Source organism: Leisingera thetidis, from assembly GCF_025857195.1.
In the GTDB taxonomy this organism is placed as follows: Bacteria; Pseudomonadota; Alphaproteobacteria; order Rhodobacterales; family Rhodobacteraceae; genus Leisingera; species Leisingera thetidis.
Map to the genome: position 1 here is coordinate 3,696,962 of NZ_CP109787.1, position 13,712 is coordinate 3,710,673.

Here is a 13,712-nt window from a genome sequence, read left to right on the forward strand (position 1 = left end):
TTGTTACCCCATCAGCCCCGGATTGAGGATGCCCTTCGGATCGAATTGACGCCGCAGCCCTGCAGATATTGCGGCCAGCGGCGCGGGTTGCGGCTGGAACACGCCCAGCCGCGCGCGGGTCTCCCGCGAAGCGCGCACCAGCGTGGCATGGCCCGGCACATTGATCCGGGCGCGCAAATCAGTGCCCTCCGGCACCAGCGCCCAGATCAGCCCGCCGCCCCAATCGAACTGCAGCGCCCCTGCCTCCAGCCGCGGGACCAGCTGCACAGCATCCGAAGGCTTCACCGAGATCCGCCAGACATCCCCCGCCTGCCCGTGGAAGGCGGACACATCGCGGATGCCCTGCCACTGAACCGTGCTGTCAGCTGCAATGCCGGAGCGGCCGAACCTCGCCAGTACCTCCGCCAGCCGGGCACTGCGGTAATCGACCGAATCCGCAAACCCCTCAACCCGGATGCAAACGATTTGGCTCTCGGGGTCATAGGCCGCACCGGTCACGTCAAAAGGCGACCCCAGCGCCGCGGCCATCGCCCGCAGCGCGCCGGGCAGATCGACGCCGGTGACGGTCACAGTGACAGCTGCCTCGGCCCGCGGCAGCACCTTCAGCGACACTTCCGTCAGCACCCCCAGGGTCCCATGGGCGCCGCACATCAGCTTGACCAGATCATAGCCGGTCACGTTCTTCATGACCCGGCCGCCGTTCTTGATCGTCTGGCCGGTGCCGTCGGCAAAGCGCACCCCCAGCAGGTGATCACGGGCGGCCCCGGTCTGGATGCGCCGGGGGCCGGAAATATTGGCCGCGACCACCCCGCCAATGGTCGGCTCCCCCTCGCTTCCCAGCAGACCCCGGTGATCCATCGACTCGAAGGCCAGCCGCTGGTTCTCCGCTGCCAGCAGTTCTTCCACTTCTGACAGCGGCGTACCGGACTTAACCACCAGCGTCAGCGCTCCGGGTTCATAGAGTTCAATACCGGACAACCCGGTCGTGCTCAGCACGTCCCCTTCGACGCCAAGCCCGCGGGTGCCGCCGCCCTGGATGCAGAGCGGCCCGCTTGCATCTGCGATGATTTCAGCCAGCTCGGCCTCGTTCCCTGGTGTCAGCATTTTCTTCTTTGTCCAAATACTCTGGGGTTTGGGGCAAAGCCCCAATCATTCAGCCGCCAGGGCCACCGCCCGCCGACTCTCTGTCACCGGCAGCGGGAACACCTTGGCCGGGTTGAGCAGCCACTTGGGATCGAACACATCCTTGACCTTCAACTGCGCCTCCAGGTCCGCCGGCGTGTACTGGTGCAGCATCAGATCGCGCTTCTCGATCCCCACCCCATGCTCGCCGGTCAGGCAGCCGCCCGCCTCGACGCACAGCTTCAGGATCTCGGCGCCGAAAGCCTCGCAGGTTTCCAGATCACCGGGCTTGTTGGCGTCGAACAGGATCAGCGGGTGCATGTTGCCGTCGCCCGCGTGGAACACATTGGCAACCTGCAGCCCGAACTCCCGGCTCATCTCGCCGATGCGCCGCAGCACATGCGGCAGAGAGGACACCGGGATCGTCCCGTCCAGGCACATGTAATCGTTGATCTGCCCCATGGCGCCAAAGGCTGACTTCCGCCCCAGCCAGATGCGGGCGGCCTCATCCGCATCGCCCGCCTCGCGCAGCTCCACCGGGTTGTGAGAGCGGGCAATCTGCGTGATCAGCCCCAGCTGGTGGGCGATTTCTGCTGCGCTGCCCTCGACCTCGATGATCAGCAGCGCCTCGCACATCGGGTAGCCCGCCTTGGCGAAGGCTTCGCAGGCCTCGATGCAGGGGCGGTCCATGAATTCGATGGCCACCGGCAACACGCCTGCCTTGATGATGTCCGAGACACAGGCGCCTGCGACCTCGTTGCTGTCAAAGCCGATCAGCACCGGGCGCGCGCCCTCGGGCTTGCGCAGGATGCGCAGGGTGGCCTCGGTCACCACGCCCAGCTGGCCTTCACTGCCGCAGATCACCCCAAGAAGATCCAGCCCGCCCGCGTCCAGATGGGCACCGCCGATCTCCACCACGGTGCCGTCCATCATCACCATGGTCACGCCCAAGAGGTTGTTGGTGGTGACGCCGTATTTCAAGCAATGCGCCCCGCCGGAGTTCATCGCGATATTGCCGGCGATCGCACAGGCCAGCTGCGACGAGGGGTCGGGCGCGTAAAAGAACTCCTCCTCCTCCACCGCGCCGGAGACGCTCAGGTTGGTGCGCCCGGTTTGCACCCGGATGATGCGATTCCCGTAATCGGTCTCCAGCACCTCGTTCATCCGGGCCACGCCAAGGATGACGCAATCCGCGGTCGGCAGCGCCCCGCCCGCCAGCGAGGTGCCCGCCCCGCGCGGCACCACCGGCACGCCCTCCTCATGGCAGATGCGCAGAACATCCGAGACCTCCTGCGTGCTGCGCGGCAGCACCGCCAGCAGCGGCGGGCATTTGTAGGCCGTCAGCGCATCGCATTCGTAAACGCGGGTTTCGGCCTCGTCCTGGATCACCGCATCGGAAGGCAGGACAGCCAGCAGCCGCGCTGCCAGCATTGCCTTGCGGGCCAGAATGGCGGGGTTCGGGGATGGCATCTCCATCGGGCTCTCCTCTTTGGTAAAATAATATTACCAATTTATCCCATCTGGCAAGGGGCGGATTGCCGCGCTAGGGTCAGGCCATGAATTGGACCACACGCCTTGCGCAGTTTTCACTGCTTGATCTCGCCGCCCTAAGCCTTCTGGTCGCCAGCTGGCTGTGGATCAGCTGGCGGATAGAGAACCCGCCGGCGGGACGGCCTTCGGTATCCTGGCTGATGGCGGACTTCCGGCGCGACTGGATGAAGCGGATGGTGGAACGCGACCCGCGCATCTTCGACGCCCAGCTGGTTGGCAACCTGCGCCAGGGCACCGCTTTTTTCGCCTCGGCCTCGATGATCGCCATCGGCGGCGGGCTGGCTCTTATCGGCAATACCGAACAGCTGGCCGGAATCGCCCAAGACCTGATTCAGAACAGCGTTCCTGCCTTCGTCTGGGAGGTGAAGATCCTGGTCGTGCTGCTGTTCCTGTCCAATGCCTTCCTGAAATACGTCTGGGCGCACAGGCTGTTCGGCTATTGCTCGGTGCTGATGGCGGCGGTACCGAATGACCGTGGGGACGCGCTGGCCTATCCACGCGCCGCACAGGCCGCCGAGATCAGCATCACCGCGGCGCGCAGCTTCAACCGCGGCATGCGGGCAACCTATTTTGCGCTGGCAGCGGTGGCCTGGCTGGCAGGCGCCGTGCCGCTGGCCGGTGCCGCGCTGGTCACCTTTGCAGTGCTTTACCGGCGGGAATTTGCCTCGCACTCCCGCACGATCCTGCTGCGCATCCCGCCCGAAAGCCATGGGGACACAGTTTCGTGACCAGCTCTGTGCCCGTGCAAGGCTAAGGTAGGGCCATGAGATTTCTGCTTTTGCCCCTCATTTTCAGCACCGCTGCCCTGCCTGCCCTGGCGGCGGAACCGGTGGTCGAGGGGGCCACCGCCCGCCCGTCCGGCGACGGCTGGACCTTCAGCGTCACCCTCTCCCACCCTGACACCGGCTGGGAGCATTACGCCGATGGCTGGCGGATTCTGGACATTGAGGGCAATGAACTGGGACTGCGTGTGCTGGCACATCCGCATGAGCAGGAGCAACCGTTCACCCGCTCCCTCAGCGGCGTGCAAATCCCGCAGGGCGCAACGAGGGTTCAAATACAGGCCCGCTGCCTGGTGGACGGCTGGGGCCAGGGTGCCTACGTTCTCACCCTGCATTGAATTTCATCTTTCCAAAAATACTCGCGCCGCAGGCATGCGCTGCAAGGCGCATTCAAGCCCGGTGAGAAGGCTCACACCCGATGGTACGGGCTGCCAGCCAAAATCGTGGCAGCCCGGTAGAGCTGCTCGGCCAGCATCACCCGCACCAGCATATGCGGCCAGACCATCTTGCCGAAGGAGATTGAGAAATCGGCCTCGGCCCGCAAGCCGGGGTCCAGCCCGTCCGCCCCGCCAATGATCAGCGCCAGGTCCTGGCGGCCGCTGTCGCGCCAGGCTGCCAGCTTGTCCGCAAATCCGGGGGAGGAGACTGCCTTGCCGCGCTCATCCAGAGTGCAGATCACCGCCCCCTTGGGCAGCGCCTTGCGCAGCAGTGCGGCTTCGGCCGACATGCCGCCGTTTTTCTTGTCCTCGATCTCCACCACCCGCGCAGGCCCCAGACCCAGCGCGCGGCCGGTCCGGTCGAACCGGGCGAGGTAGTCGTCGATGAGGGATTTTTCCGGGCCAGCCCGCAACCGGCCGGCCGCACATATATGCAGACGCATGACGTTCCTGAAACAAACCGGCCCGCACCCATGCACGGGCCTGCATCGGTTCAGCCTTGGATCAGTCCTCGGCCGCCTGCGCTGCCGGAGCCGCCGCGGCGCCTGCGGGCATCCACATCTTCTCGAGCTGGTAAAACTCGCGCACTTCCGGGCGGAAGATATGGACGATCACATCACCGGTGTCGATCAGCACCCAGTCGCCTGCATCCTTGCCTTCGACCTTGCAGCTGACCCGGAACTCCTGTTTGAGCCGGTCCATCAGCTTTTCCGACATCGCCGCGACCTGGCGGGTGGAGCGGCCGGAGGCCAGCACCATGTAATCGCCGATCGACGTCTTGCCGCGCAGGTCGATCTGCACAACATCTTCGGCTTTGTCATCGCTGAGTGAGGAGAGAATCCGCTCCAGCAGCTGTTCGCTGGTGGGCTGGGACCGGGCGGCCATCACGGCTGCCCCAGTAACAGCGGCATCCGCCGCTTGAGGTACGGGTGACAGGACATAGTCCTCCTTGCAACGCGCCGCCAAGCCCCGGCGCCGGGCCTGTTAATAATGTAGCAACCAGCGGGTAAACTTTCAATGAAAGCCCACCCCCGCGATGCAAGCCATGTGCTTTATCCGTCATCTTCGGCAGGTGCAACCCTGACCGGCAGCGGTTCGTTCAGCAGCCGCACTTCGCGCTGCGGGAAGGGGATGGAAATGTCCTCGGCCTGGAACGCATCCCAAAGTGCCAGATAGACATTGCCGCGGATGTTGGTGAGCCCGCCGGTGGGGTCGTCGATCCAGAACCGCAGCACGTAATCGACGCTGCTGTCGCCAAAGCCGGTGATGTGGCAGACCGGCTTGAGGCTGCCCGCCTGCAGCACCCGGTTCACGCCCGATGCCGCCTCGATCGCAATCTTGCGCACCTTGTGCGGGTCGTCGCCGTAGCCAGTGCCGAAATTCAGGTCGAGCCGCACGAACTTGTTGGAATGCGACCAGTTCACCACCTGCGAGGTGATCAGATCCTCGTTTGGAATCAGATACTCCCGCCCGTCCCGTGTGACCACCGAGACATAGCGGGCCCCGAGTGAATTGATCCAGCCGAAGGTATCGCCAAGGGAGATCACGTCCCCGGGCTTGATCGACTTGTCCAACAGAATAATCAGGCCGGACACCAGGTTCGACACCACTTTCTGCAGGCCAAAGCCAAGCCCCACGCCGATGGCGCCCGACAGCACTGCCAGCCCGGTGAGGTCGATGCCGATGGCTTTCAAGCCGATGAAGAACGCCCCGCCGAAGAGCAGGATCTGCGCCAGCTTGGCGCCCAGCACCTGCATCGACGGGGAGATATCGGGATTGGTGCGGATGCGGTTTGCCGCCACCGAAGAGATCACCCGAGCAAGTGTCAGCATCACGCCAAGGATGACCGCCGCCTGGACCACCAGAAACAGTGAGATCCTGAGATCGCCGAAATCGATGGCGATGCTGTCCAGCAGCGCCGTGGCCTCCGCCGTGACGCCCAGGATGCGCAGGGTGATCCAGATCCAGGCGCCGTATTTGACCAGGTTGCGCAGCAGCGGATTGCCGACCAGCCGGGTGGCCAGGGAGACGATCAGCCAGGCCAGCGACAGGTTGGCGATCACCGCCAGCAGCCGCGAGCGGCTGGGCCAAGTGGCCTCCAGCATGACCAGCACGACCAGCCAGATCAACAGCACGAACAGGATCCCCCGGATCCGCTTGTGCACTACCAGCCCCAGACGCATCCGCCAGCGCGGCCAGCCCTCGCGGCTGCGCAACCAGTCGTGGAACGCAGCGCTCAGCGGCCGCGCCAGAAGGGCCGCCAGCACAAAGACCGCCAGCGCAATCCCGACCTGATAGGCGTTCCAGGGCCTTAGCAGCAGTTCGGCGCTGGTCGCGGCAAACTCCCACAGCTGCTGCCCGAGTTCGATCGCGTCAGCGGCGCTTTCCGCCAGCGCGTCCTTGGTTTGGATCTGCTCATCCGGCTCCATTGCGCCCCCCTTTTTCCGGCAGTGTGCCGCCCCGTATGGTTTCAATCAAGAACGCACCGCCGAAAGCGCGGGCCCGGCCGCGCTTTCGAATGAAAACAGCCGGGGCAGCGCCCGGCCTGCCGGCCGGGCTGAACGGCACTTGGATACGCCTCTAATCCAACAGAACGAATCTTGATTGCCGGAGCCTGCGGATGTATCTGACAGCTATGACCCTCGTATTGGCCCAAAAGATCGAACTGCAAGACCGCGCCCGCCTGCGTGAACGGTTCTTTGGCGCCGCCCGCACGGTCCTGGCGCGCCTATAAGGTGCCTGCCCAGCCCAAAGCCAGCATACCCAATACATACGGGAGAGGACCCATGTCCCCCAAGACACTCTATGACAAGATCTGGGATGCGCATGTTGCGCATGAAGCCGAGGATGGCACCAGCCTGCTCTATATCGACCGCCACCTGGTCCACGAGGTGACCAGCCCGCAGGCGTTCGAAGGCCTGCGCATGGCCGGCCGCAAGGTGCACGCCCCGGACAAAACCATCGCGGTGCCGGACCACAACGTGCCGACCACGCTGGACCGCGCCAAAGGCATCGAGAACGAGGAAAGCCGCATCCAGGTCGAGGCGCTCGACAAGAACGCCCGCGAATTCGGCGTGCATTACTATCCGGTGGATGACATCCGCCAGGGCATCGTGCATATCGTCGGCCCGGAACAGGGCTGGACCCTGCCCGGTATGACTGTGGTCTGCGGCGACAGCCACACCGCCACCCACGGCGCTTTTGGCGCGCTGGCGCATGGCATCGGCACCTCCGAGGTGGAGCACGTGCTGGCCACCCAGACGCTGATCCAGAAGAAGTCCAAGAACATGAAGGTGGAGATCACCGGCAAGCTGAAGCCGGGTGTCACCGCCAAGGACATCACCCTGGCCGTGATCGGCGAGACCGGCACCGCCGGCGGCACCGGCTATGTCATCGAATACTGCGGCGAAGCGATCCGTGACCTTTCGATGGAAGGCCGCATGACCGTCTGCAACATGGCGATCGAAGGCGGCGCCCGCGCCGGCCTCATTGCACCGGACGAAACCACCTTTGATTACGTCAAAGGCCGCCCGCACGCCCCCAAGGGCGCCCAGTGGGAAGCGGCTCTGAACTGGTGGAAGACCCTTTACACCGACGAAGGCGCGCATTTCGACAAGGTTGTCACCCTGAAGGGCGAAGACATCCAGCCGGTCGTGACCTGGGGCACCTCGCCGGAGGACGTGCTGCCGATCACCGGCGTGGTGCCGAACCCGGAGGACTTCACCGGCGGCAAGGTCGAAGCGGCGCGCCGTTCGATTGAATACATGGGGCTGACCCCCGGCCAGAAGCTGACCGACATCGAGATCGACACCGTGTTCATCGGCTCCTGCACCAATGGCCGCATCGAGGACCTGCGCGCCGTGGCAGAGGTGGTAAAGGGCAAGAAGATCAAGGACGGCATGCGGGCCATGATCGTTCCGGGATCCGGCCTCGTCCGCGCCCAGGCGGAGGAAGAAGGCCTGGCCGAGATCTTTGAAGCCGCCGGTTTCGAGTGGCGCCTTGCAGGCTGCTCCATGTGCCTGGCGATGAACCCCGACCAGCTGGCCCCGGGCGAGCGTTGCGCGGCGACTTCGAACCGGAACTTCGAGGGCCGTCAGGGCTATAAGGGCCGCACCCATCTGGTGTCCCCGGCCATGGCCGCTGCCGCAGCGCTGACCGGCAAGCTGACGGATGTGCGCGAGCTGATCTGAGCGTGAGGGGGCTGCCGATGCCGTCCAGCACTTCCCTTCCAGCGGTTGCCAGCCTGTGGATCGGTGACACCTTGAACTGGCTGCACGAATTGTCTTTGGCAAGCTTCGTGCAGCGTGGTCACGAGGTGGTGCTGTTCCACACCGGGTTTGAGCCGCCGCCGGTGCCGGCAGGTGTCCGCACCTGCCCAGCAGCAGAAATCTGGGACCCTGCCACGGCAGGGCACGGCGATGCCCCGGCCTCGATGCTGTCGGATCTGTTCCGTCTCTATCTGCTGAAGAAGACGGACATGATCTGGATCGACACCGATATGCTCTGCGTCCGGCCCCTGCCGGACGTGGACTATCACGTCGGCTACGAGCCGACACGGTCGATCAACGGCGCGGTGCTGCGGCTGCCGAAAAGCTCGGCAACGCTGAACCACCTGCTGGACTGGTTCGAGGACCCCGAATTCGTGCCGCCCTGGCTGGGCCGCAAGATCCGCAAGGACGTGGAGGCCGCCCCGCCCGGCAAGCGGCTGCTGACAGCCTTCGAGCTGCAGCGCCCGTCGCTTGGCCCCCGTGCGCTGGACTACACGCTGAACCTGACCGGCGAGGTCGAACACGTCCGCGAGCCGGACGTCTTCTACCCGATCCGCGGCGTTCTGACCGACGTGCTGTTCAGCGGCAGCTGCCAGGAAGACGGATGGCTGACGGAAAACACGCTGGCCGTTCATCTCTACGCATCCATGGTGCGCCGCTACCACAAGGCGCACCGGCCCGAAAAACACAGCTTCATCGCACGCCACGCGCAGGAGATCGGTTTTGATCTCAGCGGATTGAAGCACCAGAAACAAGGAAACGAGTAATGGAAAAGTTCCAGAAACTGCAGGGCATCGCAGCCCCGATGCCGCTGGTGAACATCGACACCGACATGATCATCCCGAAGGTGTTCCTGAAGTCGATTCAGCGCACCGGCTTCGGCAAGAACCTGTTCGACGAGATGCGCTATAACCGCGACGGCACCGAGATCGAGGATTTCGTGCTGAACAAACCGCAATACCGCAACGCCGAGATCCTGGTGGCAGGCGACAACTTCGGCTGCGGCTCCTCGCGCGAGCACGCGCCCTGGGCAATTGCCGATTTCGGCATCAAGTGCATCATCTCCACTTCCTTTGCCGATATCTTCTTCAACAACAGCTTCAAGAACGGCATCCTGCCGATCGTGCTGCCGCAGAGCCAAGTCGACATTCTGATGGCTGACGCGGAAAAGGGCGCAAACGCCCGCATGACCGTGGACCTGGAAGCGCAGGAAATCACCACCTCCGACGGAGAAGTGATCGCCTTCGAAGTGGATGCCTTCAAGAAGCACTGCTTGCTGAACGGGCTGGACGACATCGGTCTGACCATGGAGAAGGCGGAATCGATCAAGACCTTCGAAGAAAAGGCGTCGCAGGAACGCCCCTGGGTCTGATCCGGACCTGAGCGCTGGAATCGACAGAGCCGCCCCACCCCGGGCGGCTCTCTTCTGTTGCGGCCGCCAGATTTGCGCCGCATTTTCGCCGCAATCCGGAAGCGGCGGCGCCTTGTGTGTGTTGAGCCGGCAGCTACAGCATCTAGTGAACCCTCTGCCAACCCCCTAAAATTCAACCAAAACGCTGATGCAATCCCGCACCAGTCCGGCATCGAATATACCCTATGCCCTGCCGCCAGCCCTTGAGCGGAATGCTGCCTGCGGGCAACAATGGGGCAAAATTGAGGCAGAGCGCCCCAGGTGAACCGGGGGGCTTCAAATCTGGAACCAGGGGGAAAAACACCCGGTCCAGTTTGAAGGGAAACAAAGACGTGTTTGCACGCATATCAGGCGCGGCGTTCCGCGGCATACTTGTGGCCATGCTGTTTGCGTTGCCGACGCTGATCCTACCGGCATCCGCCACCGATTCGCCCGAGATCATCCTGTTCATCGCGCTTCTGGGCTCTGTCCTGGCCTTCACCGAATATTATTCGCACTTCCCCAGCTTCGTGGAGTTCCGCAACGCGCCGCCGATCAACCGCATGCGGTTTGCTGCCAGCGCCGCCTCGGTAGGAGCGCTGAGCCTGCTGGCGGCGCATCCGCTGGCGCCGACCGGGCTGACAGCGCTGGTACAGCAGCTCGGCAGCTGGCTGGGCGGACTGTTGGATTTTGCCTATTCTCCGGTGCAGCTGACGGTCCTGATGATGCCGCCGCAGGTGCCGGAGGCAACGGTGCTGATGGTGCGCGATGCCGCCGGGCTGGCCAGCGCCGCCGCTGGCGCCGCGATTGCCGTTTTTGCGCTGGTGATCCGGGTCGGCAACTGGCCCGTAGGCAGTGGCGCCTTCAACGTCTGGGTCAACCTGCCGCTGTTCGACCCCACTACCGGCGGCGATGTGGTGCAGAGGCTTCAGCGGGACGGTCGCATCAATATCATTGGCGGCGTGCTGCTGCCCTTCGCCCTGCCCGCATCGGTCAAGCTGGCCTCCGGCCTCGTGGATCCCGGGCTGTTGGCGGCGCCGCATATGATGATCTGGGTAATCAGCGGCTGGGCGCTGGTGCCGGCATCGATGATCATGCGCGGCCTGGCCATGCTGCGCATCGCGGAACTGATCGCTCAGAAACGCCGCACGGCCTGCAGCGATCCGGATGAGGCGCTGCAAACCGCATGATCCGGCTGGCGGCAGGTCTGTTTCTGATCCTTGCCGCCGTGGCGGGCCAGGCAGAGACGCTCCGCTTTGCAACCTTCAACACCGAACTTTCCCGCGACGGCCCGGGACTGCTGCTGCGCGATATCGAGCGCGGCCAGGATCCGCAAATTGCCGCGGTGGTGGACGTGATCGCGGCCGTGCAGCCTGACGTGCTGGCGCTGCAGGGGGTCGATTGGGATTTCGAGAACCGTGCCCTCACCGCGCTGGCCGCCAGGCTCGGCAAAGCTGGCGCCAGCTACCCGTATCTTGTCGCGCTGCAGCCCAACGCCGGCCTGCCGCCCCCTGCCCTGATGGACCTTGATGGAGATGGCAGATCCGGCGGCCCCCGCGACAACCAGGGCTATGGACGGTTCCGCGGCCAGGGCGGCATCGCGCTGCTGTCCCGGCTGCCGGTGGACCATACAGCGATCCGCGATTTCTCTACGCTTTTGTGGCAGGACCTGCCCGGAGCCCGGCTGCCGCAGCACCCGGACGGCAGCCCGTTTCCCTCTGCTGAGGCCCAGGCCGTACAGCGCCTCTCTGCAACCGCGCATTGGCTGGTGCCGATGAGGCTGCCCGGCGGCGGTTGGCTGAACGTAATGACCTTCCATGCCACGCCGCCCGTATTTGACGGACCGGAAGACCGCAACGGACGGCGCAACCGCGACGAAATCCGCCTGTGGCAGCTGCTGCTGGACGGGAAGCTGGGGCCTGCGCTCCAAGGCGCCTTTGTCATTGCCGGCGATGCCAATCTCGACCCGGACCAAGGGGAAGGCAGAAAAGACGCCATCCGCAGCCTGCTGGCGGATCCGCGCCTGCAGGATCCGCGCCCGCACAGCCATGAGGGCGGCGTCGCGACGGTCGACTGGCAAGGTGCAGGACAAAAACGGGTGGATTACGTGCTGCCCTCTGCCGGGCTGGCGGTCACCGGCAGCGGCGTCGTCTGGCCCGATAGTCCTGATGCCGCGGCTGCCACCGCCAGCCGCCACCGGCTGGTCTGGGTCGATATCGCGCTGGACTGACCCGGGTCAAGCCTGCGCAAATCTCTGGCAAACCCCTTTATTTTCAGGGCCCATTATTGACCCTGCCCCGCTGTCCCGCTACGCCCGTGCCAGCTGTTTTTAGGAGGATCCCCATGCCCAACCCATCGATTCTGATTCTGCCCGGCGACGGCATCGGCCCCGAGGTCATGGCCGAAGTGCGCAAGATCATCTCCTGGTTCGGCGACAAACGCGGCCTGCAGTTCGATGTGAGCGAGGATCTGGTCGGCGGCGCGGCTTATGACAAGCATGGCAAGCCGCTGGCGGATGAGACCATGGCCAAGGCGCAGGAAGCCGACGCGGTGCTGCTCGGCGCCGTGGGCGGCCCGGCCTATGACGATCTGGACTTCTCGGTGAAGCCCGAACGCGGCCTGCTGCGCCTGCGCAAGGAGATGGACCTCTACTCCAACCTGCGCCCGGCGCAATGCTTTGACGCGCTGGCGGATTTCTCCTCGCTGAAGAAGGACATCGTCGCGGGCCTCGACATCATGATCGTGCGCGAACTGACCTCGGGCGTCTACTTCGGCGAGCCGCGCGGCATCTTCGAGGAAGGCAACGAGCGCGTCGGCATCAACACCCAGCGCTATACTGAGAGCGAGATCGAGCGCGCCGCCCGGTCGGCCTTCGAGCTGGCGATGCGCCGGGGCAAGAAGCTCTGCTCGATGGAGAAGGCCAACGTGATGGAATCCGGCATCCTGTGGCGCGAGGTGGTGACCCGCGTCGGCAAGGACTACCCCGAGGTCGAGCTGAGCCACATGTATGCCGACAACGGTGCGATGCAGCTGGTGCGCGCGCCCAAGCAGTTCGACGTCATTCTGACCGACAACCTGTTCGGCGACATCCTGTCCGACTGCGCCGCGATGCTGACCGGCAGCTTGGGGATGCTGCCCTCCGCAAGCCTGGGCGCGCCGATGGCAAACGGCCGCCCCAAGGCGCTCTATGAGCCGGTGCACGGCTCCGCCCCCGACATCGCGGGCCAGGGCAAGGCCAACCCGATCGCCTGCATCCTGAGCTTTGCGATGGCGCTGCGCTACAGCTTTGACCAGGGCGCCGAGGCCGGCAGGCTGGAGACCGCGGTGGAGAAGGTGCTGGCTGACGGCGTGCGCACCGCAGACCTCTTGGCCAGCGAGGGGGTTGAGCCTGTTTCCACCAGCCGGATGGGCGACGCGGTGATTGCCGCGCTGGACGCAAGCCTCTGATACTCAAGACGTTGTCTAGAAACTGCTAAGCCCCGCCTGACTGCCAGCGCGGGGCTTTTGTATGGCTGATCCATCTGCGCCCGGCGCCGGAAAAGTTTTCTCAAAAACCGCATCTTTCTACGGAATCGCCCTTGTCAAACCCCGCGCCCTGAGCTATCCCGCCCTCCACGGTCGGAGTGTAGCTCAGCCTGGTAGAGCACTGTCTTCGGGAGGCAGGGGTCGGAGGTTCGAATCCTCTCACTCCGACCAATTTATTGAGTGAAATCAATAGCTTAAATTCCAGGACGCTGAATTAGCGCTGTGCTTAGTGTGTAAGATTTGCACACTAAACTCCTCCCAGTATGCTTCTTGTACCACTGTCTTCCAGAAACGCGGAATGCAGGGCTACGTGAAAATTTTTCCTTCGACAGAACCAGAGGACAAAAGCAAAGGCCTGCTTGCCCCTTGCTAGAATTGTTAGCATCGGCCCAATGCACCAAAAAACCGGAGGGATAGCGCCAACTTGAAGCGTAAAACCTTCCGGCGGCGTAATTCAAAGTGACATTCAGAATGACTTTTGTCATTTAATATCATATACTTGATGCGGTGTCCGCTCAGTGTACCCTATTTGGATGAGTGGTCGACCTTCCAAGTACAGACTTCGGCGTAGAACAGATGGCATCTGGGAAATCGTGTGGCGCGACCCAGAAACCGGAAAGCGCATTCGAAAGAGTTG

General features: G+C 64.0%; 14 protein-coding genes and 1 tRNA gene. 10 read left to right on the forward strand and 5 right to left on the reverse strand.

Going from position 1 to position 13,712, the window contains the following annotated elements; genetic code table 11:
* Positions 1–3: 3 nt before the first annotated feature.
* Both OKQ63_RS17830 and OKQ63_RS17835 read right to left on the reverse strand, forming a co-directional pair.
* Positions 4–1,104: an FAD-binding protein gene (locus tag OKQ63_RS17830; RefSeq protein WP_264211381.1), complete on the reverse strand. Its 1,101-nt coding sequence runs from the start codon at positions 1,102–1,104 to the stop codon at positions 4–6.
* A 45-nt stretch (positions 1,105–1,149) separates the two neighbouring features.
* Positions 1,150–2,598: an FAD-linked oxidase C-terminal domain-containing protein gene (locus OKQ63_RS17835; protein ID WP_264211382.1), complete on the reverse strand. Its 1,449-nt coding sequence runs from the start codon at positions 2,596–2,598 to the stop codon at positions 1,150–1,152.
* A gap of 80 nt (positions 2,599–2,678) precedes the next feature.
* Between OKQ63_RS17835 and OKQ63_RS17840 the strand changes: the two genes are divergently transcribed.
* Both OKQ63_RS17840 and OKQ63_RS17845 read left to right on the forward strand, forming a co-directional pair.
* Positions 2,679–3,401, forward strand: coding sequence for a DUF599 domain-containing protein (locus OKQ63_RS17840; RefSeq protein ID WP_264211383.1), 723 nt, complete (start codon positions 2,679–2,681; stop codon positions 3,399–3,401).
* 35 nt (positions 3,402–3,436) lie between these two features.
* Positions 3,437–3,793, forward strand: a complete 357-nt coding sequence (locus tag OKQ63_RS17845) for a hypothetical protein (RefSeq protein ID WP_264211384.1) — start codon at positions 3,437–3,439, stop codon at positions 3,791–3,793.
* Positions 3,794–3,864: 71 nt separating this feature from the next.
* On the opposite strand, the gene rlmH is transcribed toward OKQ63_RS17845, so the two are convergent.
* The 3 genes from rlmH to OKQ63_RS17860 form a co-directional block, all read right to left on the reverse strand.
* Positions 3,865–4,335, reverse strand: coding sequence for a 23S rRNA (pseudouridine(1915)-N(3))-methyltransferase RlmH (rlmH, locus tag OKQ63_RS17850; RefSeq protein WP_264211385.1), 471 nt, complete (start codon positions 4,333–4,335; stop codon positions 3,865–3,867).
* Positions 4,336–4,396: 61 nt separating this feature from the next.
* The gene (gene rsfS / locus OKQ63_RS17855; protein WP_264211386.1) at positions 4,397–4,777 is read right to left on the reverse strand and encodes a ribosome silencing factor; all 381 of its coding nucleotides are present in this window, start codon (positions 4,775–4,777) and stop codon (positions 4,397–4,399) included.
* A gap of 167 nt (positions 4,778–4,944) precedes the next feature.
* Positions 4,945–6,321 carry a mechanosensitive ion channel family protein gene (locus OKQ63_RS17860; RefSeq protein ID WP_264211387.1) on the reverse strand — a complete coding sequence of 459 codons (1,377 nt, stop codon included), beginning with the start codon at positions 6,319–6,321 and terminating at the stop codon, positions 4,945–4,947.
* A gap of 191 nt (positions 6,322–6,512) precedes the next feature.
* Between OKQ63_RS17860 and OKQ63_RS17865 the strand changes: the two genes are divergently transcribed.
* The 8 genes from OKQ63_RS17865 (at position 6,513) to OKQ63_RS17900 (ending at position 13,246) form a co-directional block, all read left to right on the forward strand.
* Positions 6,513–6,626, forward strand: a complete 114-nt coding sequence (locus OKQ63_RS17865) for a hypothetical protein (RefSeq protein WP_019297357.1) — start codon at positions 6,513–6,515, stop codon at positions 6,624–6,626.
* A 52-nt stretch (positions 6,627–6,678) separates the two neighbouring features.
* Positions 6,679–8,082 carry a 3-isopropylmalate dehydratase large subunit gene (gene leuC, locus OKQ63_RS17870; protein ID WP_264211388.1) on the forward strand — a complete coding sequence of 468 codons (1,404 nt, stop codon included), beginning with the start codon at positions 6,679–6,681 and terminating at the stop codon, positions 8,080–8,082.
* A 17-nt stretch (positions 8,083–8,099) separates the two neighbouring features.
* Complete coding sequence (locus OKQ63_RS17875) at positions 8,100–8,927, forward strand: glycosyltransferase family 32 protein (protein ID WP_264211389.1); 828 nt, start codon at positions 8,100–8,102, stop codon at positions 8,925–8,927.
* A complete protein-coding gene (gene leuD / locus OKQ63_RS17880; protein WP_264211390.1) occupies positions 8,927–9,532 on the forward strand; it encodes a 3-isopropylmalate dehydratase small subunit in 606 nt (201 codons plus the stop codon). Before OKQ63_RS17875 ends, leuD begins: the two co-directional genes overlap by 1 nt.
* 371 nt (positions 9,533–9,903) lie before the next feature.
* Positions 9,904–10,740 (forward strand): hypothetical protein, encoded by an 837-nt coding sequence (locus OKQ63_RS17885; protein WP_264211391.1) that lies wholly within the window; start codon positions 9,904–9,906, stop codon positions 10,738–10,740.
* Positions 10,737–11,780: an endonuclease/exonuclease/phosphatase family protein gene (locus OKQ63_RS17890; RefSeq protein WP_264211392.1), complete on the forward strand. Its 1,044-nt coding sequence runs from the start codon at positions 10,737–10,739 to the stop codon at positions 11,778–11,780. The genes OKQ63_RS17885 and OKQ63_RS17890 overlap by 4 nt, the downstream gene beginning before the upstream one ends.
* Positions 11,781–11,893: 113 nt before the next feature.
* On the forward strand, positions 11,894–12,997 hold the full coding sequence (leuB, locus tag OKQ63_RS17895) for a 3-isopropylmalate dehydrogenase (protein ID WP_264211393.1): 1,104 nt from the start codon (positions 11,894–11,896) through the stop codon (positions 12,995–12,997).
* Between the two features lie 172 nt (positions 12,998–13,169).
* A tRNA-Pro gene (locus OKQ63_RS17900) sits at positions 13,170–13,246 on the forward strand.
* The last annotated feature ends 466 nt before the right edge of the window (positions 13,247–13,712 follow it).